12 protein-coding genes, 1 tRNA gene and 1 pseudogene are annotated in these 16,477 nt (G+C 62.1%); 7 read left to right on the top strand and 7 right to left on the bottom strand.

Annotated elements, in window-relative coordinates; all coding sequences use genetic code 11:
* Positions 1-176: 176 nt before the first annotated feature.
* A complete protein-coding gene (locus FHU13_RS22560; protein WP_183438097.1) occupies positions 177-1,673 on the top strand; it encodes an MDR family MFS transporter in 1,497 nt (498 codons plus the stop codon).
* Between the two features lie 24 nt (positions 1,674-1,697).
* On the opposite strand, the gene FHU13_RS22565 is transcribed toward FHU13_RS22560, so the two are convergent.
* A complete protein-coding gene (locus FHU13_RS22565) occupies positions 1,698-2,663 on the bottom strand; it encodes a GlxA family transcriptional regulator (RefSeq protein ID WP_183438098.1) in 966 nt (321 codons plus the stop codon).
* Positions 2,664-2,781: 118 nt separating this feature from the next.
* On the opposite strand from FHU13_RS22565, the gene FHU13_RS22570 reads away from it, so the two are divergent.
* From FHU13_RS22570 to FHU13_RS22580, 3 genes are all read left to right on the top strand, one after another.
* Entirely contained in the window at positions 2,782-3,459 is a 678-nt protein-coding gene (locus FHU13_RS22570) for an HD domain-containing protein (RefSeq protein ID WP_183438099.1), read from the top strand.
* A 186-nt stretch (positions 3,460-3,645) separates the two neighbouring features.
* Positions 3,646-4,425, top strand: coding sequence for an alpha/beta fold hydrolase (locus FHU13_RS22575; RefSeq protein WP_183438100.1), 780 nt, complete (start codon positions 3,646-3,648; stop codon positions 4,423-4,425).
* 596 nt (positions 4,426-5,021) lie between these two features.
* Positions 5,022-5,288, top strand: a complete 267-nt coding sequence (locus FHU13_RS22580; protein WP_183438101.1) for a hypothetical protein — start codon at positions 5,022-5,024, stop codon at positions 5,286-5,288.
* Between the two features lie 290 nt (positions 5,289-5,578).
* On the opposite strand, the gene FHU13_RS28615 is transcribed toward FHU13_RS22580, so the two are convergent.
* Positions 5,579-6,025 carry a DUF559 domain-containing protein gene (locus tag FHU13_RS28615; protein ID WP_183438102.1) on the bottom strand — a complete coding sequence of 149 codons (447 nt, stop codon included), beginning with the start codon at positions 6,023-6,025 and terminating at the stop codon, positions 5,579-5,581.
* Positions 6,026-6,237: 212 nt separating this feature from the next.
* On the opposite strand from FHU13_RS28615, the gene FHU13_RS22590 reads away from it, so the two are divergent.
* Together FHU13_RS22590 and FHU13_RS22595 are read left to right on the top strand one after the other, a co-directional pair.
* Positions 6,238-6,780 (top strand): hypothetical protein, encoded by a 543-nt coding sequence (locus tag FHU13_RS22590; RefSeq protein ID WP_183438103.1) that lies wholly within the window; start codon positions 6,238-6,240, stop codon positions 6,778-6,780.
* Between the two features lie 411 nt (positions 6,781-7,191).
* Positions 7,192-7,268 (top strand) — tRNA-Arg (locus tag FHU13_RS22595).
* On the opposite strand, the gene FHU13_RS22600 is transcribed toward FHU13_RS22595, so the two are convergent.
* Positions 7,239-8,906, bottom strand: a complete 1,668-nt coding sequence (locus tag FHU13_RS22600) for a recombinase family protein (protein ID WP_312889632.1) — start codon at positions 8,904-8,906, stop codon at positions 7,239-7,241. The genes FHU13_RS22595 and FHU13_RS22600 overlap by 30 nt on opposite strands.
* A gap of 918 nt (positions 8,907-9,824) precedes the next feature.
* Here FHU13_RS22600 and FHU13_RS22605 point away from each other — a divergent pair.
* Positions 9,825-11,030 (top strand): hypothetical protein, encoded by a 1,206-nt coding sequence (locus FHU13_RS22605; RefSeq protein ID WP_183438104.1) that lies wholly within the window; start codon positions 9,825-9,827, stop codon positions 11,028-11,030.
* A gap of 400 nt (positions 11,031-11,430) precedes the next feature.
* On the opposite strand, the gene FHU13_RS22610 is transcribed toward FHU13_RS22605, so the two are convergent.
* From FHU13_RS22610 to FHU13_RS27940, 4 genes and pseudogenes are all read right to left on the bottom strand, one after another.
* Complete coding sequence (locus FHU13_RS22610; RefSeq protein WP_183438105.1) at positions 11,431-12,126, bottom strand: hypothetical protein; 696 nt, start codon at positions 12,124-12,126, stop codon at positions 11,431-11,433.
* Positions 12,110-13,215 (bottom strand): annotated as a pseudogene (locus FHU13_RS22615) (IS3 family transposase); the annotation flags it as partial. The gene FHU13_RS22610 and the pseudogene FHU13_RS22615, both read right to left, overlap by 17 nt.
* Before the next feature lie 75 nt (positions 13,216-13,290).
* Positions 13,291-15,114 carry a cytochrome P450 gene (locus tag FHU13_RS22620; RefSeq protein WP_183438106.1) on the bottom strand — a complete coding sequence of 608 codons (1,824 nt, stop codon included), beginning with the start codon at positions 15,112-15,114 and terminating at the stop codon, positions 13,291-13,293.
* Positions 15,115-15,286: 172 nt separating this feature from the next.
* A complete protein-coding gene (locus FHU13_RS27940) occupies positions 15,287-16,390 on the bottom strand; it encodes a DUF3047 domain-containing protein (RefSeq protein WP_246714798.1) in 1,104 nt (367 codons plus the stop codon).
* Between the last annotated feature and the right edge of the window lie 87 nt (positions 16,391-16,477).

A 16,477-nucleotide genomic window follows, 5' to 3' on the forward strand; every position in this document is an offset into this window, starting at 1 on the left:
AATCTTGCCTCAGCCGGCGGCGTGGCAGCACGCCCCGTCCGTGCGCCTCCCTCCCGCCCCAATCAAGCTCTGTGTGGCTCGACCGAAATAGGACAGCGCCGCTCGCTCCTTGAGCCCATCGTCGGGCGAGACTTAAGGCTCGACGGCGCCCCTCCCTCATCCAAGGCAAACTAGTCTTGAACGCACCCCATCGCGCCGCTGCATCGCCGCGCCTCAGCCCGGCCGAGATCCGCTCGATCATCATTGGCCTCGTCGCCGCGATGCTGCTGGCAGCTCTCGACCAGACCATCGTGGCCACTGCCATGCCGACGATCGGGCTCGAACTCGGCGATGCCGCGAACCTGCCCTGGATCGTTACAGCCTATCTCCTCGCCTCCACCGCGGTCACGCCGCTCTACGGCAAGCTCTCCGACATCCATGGCCGGCGGATCATGCTGCTGATCGCGATCACGACCTTCAGCGTTGGCTCCCTGCTCTGCGCGCTCGCCCCGACGATGATCGCTCTGGCGCTCGCCCGCGGCCTTCAGGGCATCGGCGGGGGCGGGCTGATCGCGCTGTCACAGACCATCCTCGCCGACATCCTTTCGGCCAAGGAGCGGGCACGCTATCAGGTCTACATTGCGGGCGTATTCGCCCTGTCCTCGGTGGCCGGGCCGCTGCTCGGCGGCTTCTTCGCTCAGCACCTGCACTGGTCGGCGATCTTCTGGATCAACCTGCCGATTGGGCTCGCAGCCTTCATCCTCACCAACGACAAGCTCAAGCTCCTGCCGCGCAACGAGCGGCGGCACAGCGTCGACTATCCCGGCGCGGCCCTCCTCGTCGTGAGTTCGACCAGCCTGATGCTGGCCCTGAGCTGGGGCGGCGTGCGCTATCCCTGGGCCTCGGCTCCCGTGCTCGGGCTCGCCGCCTTCGGCCTCCTCAGCAGCGCGGGTTTCGCCGCCCGCCTCGCAACCGCGGGCGAGCCGCTGATCCCCTTGAGCGTCCTACGCGACCGCGTGGTCACCAGCGCGACGCTCGCCGCCTGCTTCGCCATGGGCACCCTGATCGGGCTCAGCATCTTCGTGCCCATCTTCCTCGAGGGCGTCATCGGGCTCGATCCCAGCCGCTCGGGCCTCACGATGGTGCCGCTGATGGTCGGAACGGTGGTGGGCGCTACCCTCTCGGGCCGCTCGATGGCCTATCTCCGGCACTATAAGCGCGTGCCCCTGGCGTTGCTGACGCTGAGCGTTGGCGCCTGCGCGCTGCTCGCCTTCGCAGGCCACAGGCTTCCGCTTTGGCTTATTGAGATCCTGTTCGTGGTGCTCTCGATCGGGATCGGCACGGTGCTTCCGCTCTCGACGATTGTGGTCCAGAACGCGGTCGCGCCGCACCAGCTCGGCATCGCCACCGCCTCAATGAACTTCTTCCGCTCGCTTGGCGGTGCTCTGATCGTGGCGATCTTCGGCACCCTCGTGCTCGGCGGCGTGGGCGGGACTGGGGAGAGTGCGGCGCACGACATGGCGGCGCTGATCCAGGGGGCCGATGCCGGCCAGCTCGGACAGACCTTCCGCCTCGTTTTCCTCGCGGCCTGCTTCGGCCTCGTACTGGCCCTCGGCTGCCTCAGCTTCGTGGAGGAGCGCCCCTTGCAGGACTCCGGCGGTCACAAGCGTGACAGGCAAGGTCAGAAGGGATAACGCCCGCAGATCTGAGATGTCTCTTCAGCCACGTGCGTGCCGGCGCCGGTATTCGGCCGGCGTCGTCCCAACCCGGCGCATGAAAGCCCGCCGGAGCGTATCCGGATCGCGAAAGCCGCAGGCGCCGGCAACTTGCTTCAGGGCAACGTCATCCCGCTCGAGAAGCCGGCGGACGGCCTCAATCCTGACGTTCTCAACGTAAGCGGCCGGGGTGAACCCTGTCTCCACGCGGAACAGGCGAGCGAAGTGCCGCGGGCTCATCCCAGCCCTCTCGGCCAGCCGCTCGACGCAGTGATCGTCAGCCGGATGGGCCGCAACCCAGCGCTGGACCTCCTGCAGGGCTGAGCGTCCGACGGGCGCGCTCAGCCCGCGGCGACTGAACTGCATCTGGCCACCGCCGCGCTTGAAGAACATCACGAGCTGGGCGGCGACTTGGCGCGCGATCTCGGCGCCGAGATCCTCCTCGACGAGCGCCAAGGCGAGGTCGAGCCCTGCCGTTACGCCGGCAGCCGTCCTCAGCTTTCCGTCGAAGAGACAGATTGCATCGGGTTCGATGAGCGCTTCGGGGTAGCGGGCTGCCAGCGCATCGGCCACGGCCCAATGCGTCGTGGCCCGTCGGCCGTTCAGAAGGCCCGCCTGTCCGAGAAGGAAGGCGCCGCTGCAGACCGAGCCGTAACGGCGACTATGCTTGGCGACCTGACCGAGCCAAGCGAGGAGATCGGCCTGGAGATCAAGCTCGTGGATGCGGGGTGCGCCGGCCACGAGCAGAGTGTCGAAGCTTGTCGGGGCGACTGAAGGCGCGACGGCATCGGCGATCAGCCCACGCCCGGACGAGCTGATGATCGGGCCGGCTTGGATGCCAACGACGGCGAGATCGTAGACCGCCTCACCGACTTGCGCATTGGCCTCTGCGAAGACGTCGAGTGGGCCGGCGACATCCAGAAGCTGAACGCCGGGAAGGGCGAGAATCGCGATGTGCCGGGGGGCCATGCCGCCTCCGTGGCTGTCGCCGTGTGCCTGATGGCAGAAATCGCCTGGTATCGACGATTGATGCCATTGGTTGGATCGCCTAGCAGATTAGGAGGCTTCCCGCAAAGGAAATTAGACCATGAGCATCCCGTCAGAAGCAGCGATCCCTGATAGCAAACTCGCCCAGGCGATCACGGAATTCGTCAGAGACAACGAAACCGATCTCCTCTTCAATCATTCAAGCCGAGTCTATCAGTTTGGTGCACTTGCCGGTCTCCATCGCGACCTAAACTTTGATCGCGAACTGCTCTATGCCGGTGCCATGTTCCATGACCTTGGTCTGATGCCCGAACACGGCAGCACAACCGAGCGCTTCGAGGTGGACGGGGCCAACGCGGCTCGGAACTTTCTGAAGGCGCACGGGGTGCCGGAGGCGGACGTCTACACGGTCTGGACCGCCATCGCGCTCCACACGACGCCAGGCATTCCAGTCCACATGCATCCCGTGGTCGCGCTGGTCACGGCGGGTGTCGAAATGGACGTCCTTGGTCTGACCTATGGCGAGTATACGGATGCTGAGCGCGAGGCCGTCGTCTCCACCTTCCCGCGCACGCCGGGCTTCAAGGAGGACATCATCCAGGCCTTCTACGAAGGCATCCGACACAAGCCCGACACCACCTTCGGTAACGTCAAAGCTGATGTGATTGCCGACAAGGAGCCGGGCTTCCGCAGAGGCAACTTCTGCAGCCTGATCCGCAATTCGCGCTGGCCGGGCACGGCACATGCATCGAAATGCGGATGCGGGCAGCACGACTGAACAACGCGTCCGCTCGTCGGAGCGGCGCGCCCACCGCCGGACGTCGCGTTACTTCGATCAGTTGATGTAGGATCGTGCCGGCAAAGCCGCTGTCATCGGCGAGCAAGAATGCGTTTCCTTCGACCCTCCGACAAATGGGGACGAAAACCCGCTTTGCACGCATCCTCCAGAACGGAGACAACCACAATGATGACCAGGAGAACACTGAACCAAGCGCTCGCAGCCGGCGCGGCCATCGCTCTTCTTTCAGGAAGCGCGTCAGTCCAGGCGTTGCCGCAGGCGCGCAATGTCGTCCTCGTGCACGGCCTCTTCGCTGACGGTTCGTGCTGGTCCGAAGTGATCCCGCGGCTGCAGGCGGTGGGCCTGAACGTGACCTCGGTGCAAAATCCGCTGACCACTTTGGATGAGGCGGTTGCATCCGCTCAGCGTGCGCTTGCCCGGCAGGAGGGACCGACGGTCCTCGTTGGACACTCGTTCTCCGGGATGATCGTGACCGAAGCCGGCATTGATCCCAAAGTTACCGCGCTCGTCTACGTTGCGGCCCGAGCACCGGATGCTGGCGAGGACTATACGGCGCTGGCCAAGACTTATCCGACGCCGCCCGCCTCGGCTGGCATTGTGTTCGACGGGGACGAAGGGCGTCTGAGCGAGGCAGCCTTCCTAAAGGACTTTGCTGGCGATCTTCCACCAGAGCGAGCGAAGGTGCTGTTTGCCGTCCAGCAGCCGTTCCGCCGGTCTCTGCTGACAGGAAAGACCACCCAGGCAGCGTGGCGGTCGAAGCCTAGCTTCTACGCGGTGTCGGCCGAGGATCGGACGATCAATCCCGACCTTGAGCGTTTCATGGCCAAGCGCATGAACGCGAAGACGGTCGAGCTGAAAGCGAGCCATCTGTCATTGATCTCGCAACCTCAGGAAATTGCCAATCTGATCCTTGAGGCTGCCGGCCATCCGCAAGAGCGCCCTTGATTGTTGTCCAGTCTTGGCAGCTACGCGAGCGCGGCCGGTGGGGTAACGACGCAGTGCGGGCTCCGGATCGCGGGCAACATGAAGCCGCGATACCGCGCTCGCATTTGAGGCTTGAAGCCCGGGCTGCCGACCTCATGGGCGTCGCAGCAAGACACCGATGAGACTAAGCCTGAGTGACCTCTGCGCGTGCCGTTGAGATCTCGCGTTGGGACGCGATGGCTGGCACCAGCGGGCGGACGAACATGGACAGCATCGCGCATACTCTCGTGCTCGTGCGGCACGGCCAGAGTGTCGCCTGTGTCCCTTCCCTAGCGATGGAGGCGCGGGGCGCGGCCGGGAGCGAGCATGCAAGTTCCTGATGTTCCAGGCTCCGGCGAGCTGGACGTTGCTGTCATCGGTGCCGGAGCGGCCGGCTTTGCCGCAGCCCGGCAGCTCGCCGAACGGCACTGCGCGTCGTCGAGCTGGACATCAAGCTCACATGGGGCTCAACACCCAGCCCGTGGCCCCCTTTGCGGAGACAACCTAGACGACAGCGAGACCCCTCGCGGCCTGCCGTCGGTTGAAGTAGCTTCGGTGTCACCACAGGAGTGTTCGAGATGGCCCTACTCATCCGCGAGCTTCAACGATCCGCCAAAGGCCCTGTCGAAAACGATGAGGATTGGTGGCGTCTGGTCTTCGACACGGACACGAAGCGCCTCTACGTCGAGCACGAATGGCAGCATACGGACGTGCGTGGGGCTGGCCACTCAAACCAGGGTAAGGAGCAGCTTGAAATTCCGGAGTATCTCTTGCAGGCGGGGCAAACGACGGGGCACCGCGAACTCTGGCGGCTCATCCGAACACTCTTTGCTGAGGCGCACTGACCGCTGCGCTTGCCGGCCTACAGATCCCGTCACGGCATCGCTGCCGATCTGGACCACCGCGAGATCCCAACTGCGCAGGGGGGCAGCAGAAGCAGCTTTGGCAACACTGCACCGGTCTCCTCGACCTGCCGCAGGCCGCTCTTGATGGCGCGCTAGAGGCAACCAATCTTGAAGGCAGGGTTCGAGGTTCGCCCGCCGCTTGGTTGGTGTCGCCGGCTACGGTGTGGTGGGTGAACGGCTATCGCGATGGAGGAACTGATGGCGCGCCTGACGCAGTCGCTACGCTTGTTCTATGACCATCTGTGCTCACAGATCCGAGCATCGGCCGAGAGGCACGAAGCCGAGGCGGCACGCCTTCGAGCTGAGCTCGCCAAGCACTCCGGAGGACCGCCCGAAACTGCCCGTTGAGGTCCTGGCCGTGCCGGCCGAGGAGACCCCAGAGGATCAGGGCCTGTTTCGGCGTCGGCATCCCGCCGATCGCTCCCCCTCGGTCGTGCCGCCCGCAGTCGAACAACGGCGCGGATCTTCTCAATCGCCAGAGGCAGGTCGGCCGCAACCTGCTCGTTGGTCAAGCGCAGCACGAGGTAGCCCGCGGTCAGCAACTCGTAATCGCGGTGGCGATCATTGCCGAATTTCGGCTCGGTCCGATGCTCGGGTCCGTCGAGTTCCACGACGACGCGATGCGCGCGACAGAGCAGATCGACGCGCGGTCGCGCGCCCCAGGTTCCGACCGGCACCGAGGCGTTGCAGGCGAATAGACCCGCAAGCTCGGCGTCCTGTTCCCAGGCTGCCGCGCCCCACCGCTCGATCTCGCTGGCATGGTGTGCCCCGAGCAGTGCGATGAAGCGCGCGAGCGCCGCAGGCTCCTCCCGGACGAGCTCACGGGCGCCGTAGAGGATGCGGTCATAGGGCGGCGGTCTCGGCCGGCTCCACGGTCAGAGCCACCACCATGGCAGCCCCCCTGCCGGGAGCACCATTCCAGCGCCTCGATCGCCGGCCGGGCTCGCATCGCCGAGGCGGGATCGACCTCCCAGATCAGGACGACACCGGCAGAATCGATCGCCCGAAGCAGCTGCCCGAATTCGAGCGCCGGCGTCATCCGCCGAAAGCGCGGCGGATGGGCGAGCCGGGCGCGCTTCGAGGCGGCCTTCAGCCAGGGATCAGTTGCAACCGGAACGACGTCTTCACCCTGACCGTGCCAGCGCGGCCAACGGTCGAGCGCCAATTCGGCGAGGTCATTGAGCAACTGATCGACGATGTCCGTCGCTGCGGGAAATCCTTCACACGAGACCAGAAGTGCGCTGCGGCTGCAATCAGAGGCCTCCGAAACAAGGGCACCAATGCCCTCTCGGCCGGTCCCCACAACGACCATGCACTGCCCCGGCACCAGGCGGAGGATGCCTTGAGCCAGATCGCCTGCCGTGATCCGCGGTCGCGCCGCAACGTCAGGATTCAGGGACGGTTGCAAACCGAAACCGTATTGCTGAGGTAAGCGCCGACGTTCGAGCGCCGAGCGGCCTTCGCGCTCGTCAACCCAGCACAGGCGTTTGATCCTGGCTAGCGGATTCGCATCCTCAAGTTGCCCGTGCTGTGGAGACCGTCTGGTGCTCCACCGAGTGCTCGAGCCGTCGTCGCGATCGCCCGATGATCCCACCAGACGCCCAGCGGCACGCTCGCGGCACATGCACCTCAACCACGCCGCACGCCGTCCACATCCGCGGAGACATTGCCGGCGCTTGAGCGGCTGCTCCGCCGCCCCTGGCGCACCCGACACGATTCGAACGTGTGACCTTTGCCTGAGGAGGGGCGCGCAACCATCCCATTGAGCGATCAGGGCATTTCATCACCCCGCACAGCGCCGTTGCGTCCGCCGCCCAGTTGGGCTACTCACGAGCCACGGTCAGCACCCGTAGCTCAGCTGGATAGAGCGTTGCCCTCCGAAGGCAAAGGTCACACGTTCGAATCGTGTCGGGTGCGCCATTTCCGTACAGAACTGCGAACGCCGGACACGGCTTCGTCGCCCGAACCGGACAGGGCATTCTCCAGGCTCTCCTTGTCGCCGACGATGCGGATTACGTCCGCTCCCACCTCGACGCGATCGACAATCGCCTGAAGCCACGCTTTCCGGAACGGGATCTCACCCGAGGTCACATTCTCGCGCAACAGACGCCCGAAGCGCTCGATCAGTTCAGGCCCGATCTCAGTTGGATTCGGGTTGACCATACGGATCCGGCCGAGGGCAGCTTTCGCCAGATCGCGCTCGGCTCGCAACGTTGAGAGCCGCTCCTTCAGCAGATCGTCCGGCTCGTCGTCGCCGTTCTCCACCAACCGATAAAGCCGCCTCAGCTTCTCCTCCGCGGTCGCGAGCTCGCTGCGTAGTGCAGCCACGCGGCCATCGACCTGCGTCGCTTGCTCAGCGCGCAGCGCCCACAGCGAGGCCAGTGTCGCCCGCAATCGGTCAGGCTGCAGCAGGTCGGCCACGAGACGTTCGGTAACCAGGGTGTCGAGCGTGTCCATCCGGATCGTCCGGCCCGAGCAGCCCGTCGGACCCTGCCGTCCCTTCGTCGAGCAACTGTAGTAGCGGTGCACCTGACCCGATCCCGAGGTGCCGGTGCGCAGCGTCATCGCACCGCCGCAACTGCTGCAGGTCGCAAGCCCGGTGAGCAGGATCGGGCCCGTCACCACCCGCGCCGGCGTGACGCGTGGGTTGTGCGCCTTCAGCGTCGCCTGCACCGCCTCGAACTCATCCGAGGCGATGATAGGCGGCACCGCGATGCCTATGTGCTCTGCCTTCGGCTTGGCTTGTCGCGTCTTCGAGCAGCGCTTGTTGAAGCCCCACTCCCCCACATAGATCCGGTTCGTCAGTATGCCGTGGATCGTGGCTACCCCGAAGCGGGCCCCGGCGCGTGTGCGATAGCCGCGCTCATTCAGGTGGCAGGTGAGCGCCTTTACGCCGAGGGGGCCAGAGCGGCCGTCGCCGTGCCGGTAGAGTTTGAAAATCGGCCGAACTGTTTCCGCCTCGACCGGATCGACGATCGGACGCTTCTTGACCCGGCTGCCGCGCCGCTCGATCTCTTCGAGCGTGTAGCCGAGCGGTAGCGTGGCCCCGTTGTAAAAGCCCTGGCGCGCGTTCTCGTTCATCGCGCGCTGGACGTGCTTGCTGTTCTCGAGGCTGTTGTACTCGTCGAACAGCGCGATCATCTGGCGCATCATCTTGGCGGCAGAATCGTCGCCGAACTCTTGGGTGATCGAGACGAGCCGTACCCCGACCTTCAAGAGGCGGCGCACATACATCTCCAGTCCAAGCGCGTCGCGGAAGAAGCGTGACAGTGAATGCACGACGATGACGTCGTAGGGGTGATCGCCATCCTCGGCCCGGTTGAGCATGGCCTGGAATGCGGGGCGGTTGTCGTCGAGGGCGGAGGCTCCGGGTTCGACATGCTCAGCGATGACGGGCCAGCCATGGGCGGTGCAGTACGCGCGCACCGACTTGCGCTGGTCGGGAATGGAGAGGTCGCTCTCGGCTTGCCGGCCCGTTGAGACACGTAGGTACAGACAGGCGCGTAGTTGACCGTCCCGAGCGGGTAGGAGGCAGTTCGAGCGGTTGATCATTTTCATCGGTCAAGCCTCCGACGCAGCTGGCGGCAAGGTGAGTCGGCTGAGGGGAGAGGCAAAGCCGGGATGGTACGCGATCCACAGACCTCTCGCCGCGCCCTGTTCGAATGGGGCTTTGACAGGCACCGTCGAGACGAACGGGCGCGTCATGGCAGCAGGTCGCGAAGAAGCGCGTCGATCTCGGCCCCAAGGAAGGTCTCGAGTACGTCGAGTTGGGCCCGGGAGACCGGCAGTGGGCGCGGGAGATCGTTCACGACCTGAGGCGGATCAGGCTCGCGTCGGGACAAGCGCCCGCGTTTGCGCCGCGGAGACAGCGGCGCGGGCACGTCGGTGCCGAAGTGTGCTCCCCGACCTTTGACAGGTGCTCCGGCGGCCGGGGACTTCAGCGATGTCTCGGCGCCGGCTACCGCGCCCGATGTCATCCGTGCCGGCTTCGACGCACCTGGGGTGCACGCCGCCGGCGGAGCGGAGGGTCGATACACCACGAAGCACGTGAGGTCCCACGCCGACCGGCAGCCTACGCATCCGAGGCTGGCCGCCGGCCAGCGTGGGGCAGTTTCTTCACCTTCCCCGGCGCGACACGACGCGTCCGCGCAATCGCGAACCGCCATGTACGGCTAAGATTCCTGGAAACTCGGTTGAACGCAAGCCGTGTTCTCACGCAGGTGTTCAGCCGTGCCTTCCGACGGCGGTACGGCCTCTCGCCTATGCAGGTCGAGCCGGGATCGGCGCCGATTGCAGCAGCGGCCGAGAGCAGCTTACGGCTGGCTACGGGATCTGTAGCCAGCTTGACCGTGCGGGGGGGGCTGCAGAGGGTGGCAAACGGTCGTCACCTTAGAAGAAGAAAGTGTGCGTATCAGGTCGCCCTATCGAGTCCGCTCAGGTACACACGGAAGAGATCAAAGCGCGTACGAGTGGGCCATGTCACGGCACAACTTCTCAGATGAAAATCGGCATGTCATTGCAGCTCGCGCTGGGTTTCGATGCTCATATCCGGGGTGTAATCAGCTTACCATCGGCCCTGCAAAATCAAGCGACACCTTTGAAAACACTGGCTTCGGCTGTCATATATATTCAGCCTCCGAGAAGGGCCCGCGTGGCCAAGGATTATTGACGCCAGAACAGATAAAACATCCAACTAATGGTATATGGATGTGCGGTAGTCACGAAAATCTTATCGACAAAAAAAGTGGTGTCCGTTTCCCAGTCCATACTCTGCAGAGCTGGAAAGCATTACATGAATATAGGACGTCTTACGAGCATAGTGGTAGACAAGCGGCGTTTGGTTTCGTCAAACAAATAAAAATGCTAAATACGCCACTTTTTGGCGCTAACGCACTAATTAATCTAGCTAAAACGACGTTCCTGATTGGCCGCAATGGCACTGGAAAATCCGCGATATGCGAGTGGTTGACCGTCCTCGATACGGGGCGAAATTTAAATAGATGGCTTGAATGCGATGATCTCGAATATATCATAACTTTCGACGCACCGGCGGAGCACCAGCTTCAAGCGAAAATAGCCGGGGGCATACTGGACCTCAATCTCGATAAATGCGCAGTCAGTCGCAATTACGCCCGGTCTGCAACCGTCTTCCTAAAAGACCGAGGTGATCCCAATATATTCTGTGATCTCAAAAAATTTATGGATTTATTTGGGATTGAAGAACAAGCGTTACGCAGTCTGATCGCACAAGTGTCCAGCAATTTTATCAATAGATTGTATTTTTCGGTACGAAGCGGTGATGCGGACGAGGCGTACGATGGGGAAAGAACCTCGCCTATTTATGAAATGCGCTGTGAGCTTGCTAGAGGCGACTCATTCTCCTTCTTACAGCTGTCTGGAGGTGAACAGGGACGCATTCTTCTCGAAATTGCAATGGCAATGGCGCAAGAGGCCGTGCAATTTGGCCCTGTCTTAATGATTGTTGAACTCAACTCTTTAGGCATAGATTGGGGCGCCATCAAACCATACTTGGCGCACTTCGCAAATGGAGACTGCCTATATCAAACCATTATTACTTCTTACGGGCTGCCGACAAACATCGAAATGCTTGGCTGGCAGATTTACACATTCGAGGATGACAAAAACGGGAAATATTCTGTAGCGCCGACGCTTGTCGGCTAGGTACAATCACAATACCGATTTAGAATCTAATTTTTTATCATGACTTCTGGATTTTTTTTAAACGGAATCATCTCTATCGAAATCGGATCATCTGAGTATCTGGTAGTGGGCCTAACATAGCCGGCAGCAGGGAAGCAGACCTTCCGAATGCCTGGGAAGAGTCGGAAGAAGGACCTCAGATGATCAGGCTCTGATGTCGACGAGTATCGGCCATTCGGCTCTCGACCCTTTAGGGTCTTTCGGGAGTTCGCTCTTATAGGTCCGCTGCCGAAGCCCTTGCGTTAGACGATCCGAGTCTAAATAGAAGCCGCCAAGGGTCAAATACAGTACGGCGATGTCACAGATGTGCTGCAACGAGTTTGAATGTAACACTGTTTGCTGCTGCACCTCACAACGAGGCTCAGTCCGCGACTCTAGCGAAAAGGCTCTCGGCAGCCCCTTCGAGACGCTCGACTTCGCTTTCGTTGAAATGTTCCCAATCCTCGGCTTTGAACAGCATTGACTCTATCTGGATGTATGAACGCGGGTCGCGTTCGAGCACGCGCAAGACCGTCTGCTTCTCGTACCATCGCAGCGACCCCTGCAGCACCGGTGACAGCAGTCCCTGCCAATCCTCGATCTGATCGAAGCGGGGGTGGCCCGCGAGATCGTTGAAGGCACGCCAAAGTTCAATGCTCGTCCCTCTCGGGCCAGCTTCTCCTCCACGCGCGAAAGACCCCGTCCAGCGCTGGAACAGCGCGGTCAAAACCTCGTCGATGAATGGAGACACGATGGTGCGCGCGAGCCCACAGAGGCCTGCGAAGATCTCGTCCGTCCCGGAAGATAGATGCACGGTGAGGAACGGGATGAGCCGGTCGCCGATGAAGGCGGCGATTTGCTGGCGTCCGGAGTATGAGCAGATGTGAGGGAGCAGAGCATTGCCATCACGGTCAAGCAGCCGGAAGAAGATTTCAGTGTTTCCCGCCGCAGCGAGACAGGCGAGCAGCCGCTCGGCGTACGCGTTCGGGTACGGCCCGGACAGGAGTTTCTCGTGCCAGCGGATAGGAATGTCGCAGTGGTTTGCGGCAACTAAGGCAGGGCGGATCCAGGCTCCCACCGCCTCCGAGCTGCTGCTGTAGGTTGTAGTCCTCAAACCAACCCGGCAGAAGCCGCATCACGGTCTCGGCGTCGTCCAAGATGGTAAGGCGTGCGTAGTCGCGCTTGAGCGTCTTCACGAACGCCTCCGCGATGCCGTTGCTCTGCGGCGAGCGCACCGGCATGAACAGCAACCGGAGGCCGAGGGCGGCGGCCGTCTGAGCGGTCTCCTTGGCGATGTAGGCGGAGCCGTTGTCGGACAGCCACTCGACTGGGTGCGGGGTCTTCGTCGCGCCGAACCGGCGCTCGCAGCAGGCGATCATCAGGTCGCAGACCATCTCGGCTGAGACGCCCGTCGTGGTCGCCGACCACGCCATGATCTCACGGTCGCAAGCGTCGATGGCGAACAGCACGCGAAGGACCGCACCGTCCCGGCAGCGCAGTTCGAGGCGGTCCGAGCACCAGCGCACGTTCGAATGCAACGCCACCACGATGCCGTCGTGGGTGCGGCCAGGCCGGCGGGCAGTGTGCGGCGCGAGGGTGAGCCCGTTCGCCTGCAGGATGCGCAGCACCCGCTTGGCATTGACGCTCGCCTCGCCGCGCGAGCGCAGTGCCCGGTTCACCAGCGCGGTGACGCGGCGATAGCCGTAGCTCGGGCGGGCATCGACGATCGCGCGGATCGTCGGCAACAGCCGCGCATCCTCGGGCTTGTGGTAGAGGCCGTGCGGCCGAGCAGGTCGGCTCAGGCGCTCGGCCAGGTGGGAGCGGGCCACACCGAGCGTGTCGGCGACCGTCTTCACCGTGAACCACCCGTCGAACCGCTCCAAGAGGTGAGCGGCGAGGTCGTCTTTTTTATGCGCGCGAGGTCGAGCGCCTCCTTCAGGATTTCCACCTCCATGGTCTTGCGCCCGAGCAGGCGTTCGAGGTCGCGCACGCGCCGCTCGAGCTCGCGCACCCGGCTGGTGCCGACGACCTCCTCGTCGGCTTGCACAGCCTGATGGCCGCCCTCCAGCATGCGCCGCTTCCACGAGAACGGCAGGCTCGGCGAGATGCCGTAGCGGCGGGCGACGAACGACACGGACGAGCCCGGCTGCTGGCTTTCCTCGACGAGCTAGCCGAAGTGTTCCTGTCAGAGCATCGATAGCTACGTTCCCGCTGTGGGACGGGCGCTCAAGCCGTATTCGGATTACGCTCCCAAACGCACGGACTCTGCCGTGGGAGCGCTAAACCGTGGCCCAGAACGGTACTTAATTCTTTCCTTGAATCTCAGGCGAACGTTTGTCGGGATCAGGGTGAACGCAAACCGCTCGCCGACTGGAGGGCCATCGGTTGAAAGTTCGAGTTCGAAGCGCCGAGATACCATCGACATCACAGCTCTAATCTCCAGAAGGCTGAGGCTTCGGCCTGGGCACAACCTCGGACCGGCGCCGAAAGGTACCATCACATTGTCGAAATGCGTAGTAGACGCGTCCCTCCTGAGCCACCTTTCCGGATCGAACTCCGGGGCAGGGGTGCCATTCTCGTCGACCAAAGTGGGAATCCGAGTAAGCAAGAACACCGGGGTGCCTGCTGGAACAGCAACACCGTCCATGACGACATCGGAGCATGCCTCCATAGGCCAGATCGACGCCACCGGCTTGAGGCGCAAAGCCTCGTTGATCACCGCATCATGATAGACAAGTCGGTTAGCCGTCTCCATGTCAGGCAGCACATCGGACTCACCGAGAACCTCGTCAGCCTCCTCCTGCATCCGCTTGAAGACTTCCAGCCTGGAGCTGAGGAAATGAAGGATCCAGACCATTGTGTTCGCAGTTGTGTCTTCGCCAGCTATAAGAAGTGAAAATACGTTTCCAAAGATTGCGTCGTTCGTAATGGCTCCCTCTGTCTCCTGGAGTTGCAACATAGCCTCTACGAGGTTGCCTGCTTCGACGTTTCCTCCGTTTTGCTTGAGTCGCTCCCTACTCTTGTCAATGATATCGTCTATAATGTCTTTTAGTGCGACGAGCGCTTTGTCGAGGTCCCTGTCCCGCTGGAACTTGAAGTACCGCCAGTAAGGAACAGCCGAGTTTACGCGGCGACTTATCATAGGGAATACATGTTCTAGGTGGTCCTGGATGACGTCTCCTTCTTTCTCAACTGTGTTCATGTCATAATTGAATGACAAGTTTGACGTGACGTCTACCGTATAACGCATCAAGTCTTCTTGAACGTCCACGACGCGCCCCTCCTCGCTTGCCCTTGACCAGCGACGCATCAGCCTTTCGGTGATCTGTTGCATCTTCGGGAAGAAGAGGCGGATTTGTCGTGCGTTCAAAGCTTGGGCGACGATCCGACGTTGATACCGCCACTCTTCTTTCTCTACGGAGAAGAGGCCCTGTGCATGCATTTCCTGAAACACGGACTCGATGGAGCTGATCCTGCGGAAGTTATGCGGCCGTTCGCGCAAGACCATGCGGATGAGGTGAGGATGCGCTACTGCGATGGCGTTCTGGCGAAGGATCCGAAATTTGAAGAACGAGCCGTACTGCTCGTGCCAGTTCTCCATCGTAACATGGAGCTGCTCCAGATTGATCTGGTGTGCGTTGCCCAAAACCGGCAATCCCACTGGGCCTGGAAGGTCGTCCACAGTCCTCTGCGCATGAATCACGCTCCCCGCAGTTTCGCTCGAGCGACCCTCCGTTTTCCTTCTATCAGCCAGGGCGCGGACAGCTTCGGAGTCGGCTAGGATGTCGTCACCTTCGATCCGGAGTGGAATGGAGGCCAGAGCGGTGCTCTGCTTCCCGCGGCACACACCCGTATCGGCGTCGAACGCCCAGCCGTGAGCTCGGCATACAAGCGCACCGTTCCGGACGGCACCTTCATGGAGAAACGCGCCCTGGTGGGGGCATCTGCTCTCGAACAGCGAGATCTTGCTTCCGGTGCCGAGCAAAACGAGATCGACACCTTCAACCTCGATATGCGTGGGCTTGTTCTGCTCCAGGCCAGAAACATGCGAGACCTTGATGAACATTGCTCTCTCCTATTCGGTCAGTGAGTGACGCTAGGTAGGAAGGCACTCGTGGGTGCATCTGGCTGGGAAGCCGCACTACGGTCCGAGCTCCCCGCCGCACCCCGGCGGCGCGGAGGGGATGCCGGCTTCGGACCGGCAGATCGGTGCACCGTTCGTTAAACGTCAGTAGGGGCTAGGGCCCGACCTCGACCGTCTCCGTGTCCGAGGACAGTATGATTTTCCGGTACTCGGCCTGCCCGTTCCTGCGCTGGAAGGGGCTGAGTGCGATAATCCACACCCCGACGACTCTTCCGGGGTGCTCGCCGCCAACAGCGCCCTCGTAGTCGGCAAGGACAGCTCGACGGTCCGCGACCCAAGTTCCGACCTGCTCCTGACCCGTCCGTACTACGATGTGGGTCTCACGCTTCTCCCAGCCTGGAATGGGACAGCGGAACGACGTTTCCAGTGGAAGCGTCGAGCTCCAGAAGTAGGTCAAGTCCTGCCCGTTCTCGAATTCGACGGCGATGGACAAGTAGTCATGCGTGACTAGCGTGTTTTCCGGGACCTCCGATGGGAGCGCCCGAACTAGCCACTCCCAGGACAGGGTTGTCGAACGGTCAAGAGCCACGTCGACGGGATACTTGATGATGCCCGAATCCGCTGTGCAGTTGCAGGCCAGGACAGGGCGACCCTCGGTGACCGACTCGCAGAAGATGTCGGTTCGCCCGACGCGCCATAAGTGATCCCATCCCTTTGGAAGCGGTCTCGAGGAACGGAGCCGCTCCAGTTCCGCTCGTGCCAAATCGGTATCGTCGCTGCCGGCGAGTCTCTCGAGCCCATCCTCGGCGGCAGTCTCCCAGGCCGCAACCCCAACGGTCAGCCCCCCCTCCATCGGCATGGGCGGGACATCCGGATCCAGTCTGCCGGTGTCGTCGAGCCAATGGCCTGCCAAGCGACAGGCGAGTTGCAGGGGGCCATCCCGACCGGCGCGGAAAGTGGTGGTTCTACCGGCCGATTTCTCGATCGTACCGTTTCCGACTCTATACCAGAGCGCCGCGTTTCCTTTTACTTGAATGTCGTGTTCGCGGGATAGCCAAATAACTCCTTCTGACAGGAGGCTGACCTCCTGTCCTTCTCTGACGAACACACCCGTATCAATCCAATCCTCTTTGTCTGCCGCCAAGTTTAGGACCGTGCTTCCGTCTATAGCCGAAGATGCCTTCTCAAAACTCGATTTCAGACCCGCGGCAATGCTCGTTGGATCCGTTTCGTAAGTCAGCGGTTTAGCTGCTGTCATGCGTTTCTCCCGTTGTTTGTGATTGTTCCTGATCCTGCCGGCGATTTCTTCTTCTGTGCCCCATTTGTATTGTTACTGCTCATGGAT

The sequence above is a fragment of the Methylobacterium sp. R2-1 genome (assembly GCF_014191355.1).
In the GTDB taxonomy this organism is placed as follows: domain Bacteria; phylum Pseudomonadota; class Alphaproteobacteria; order Rhizobiales; family Beijerinckiaceae; genus Methylobacterium.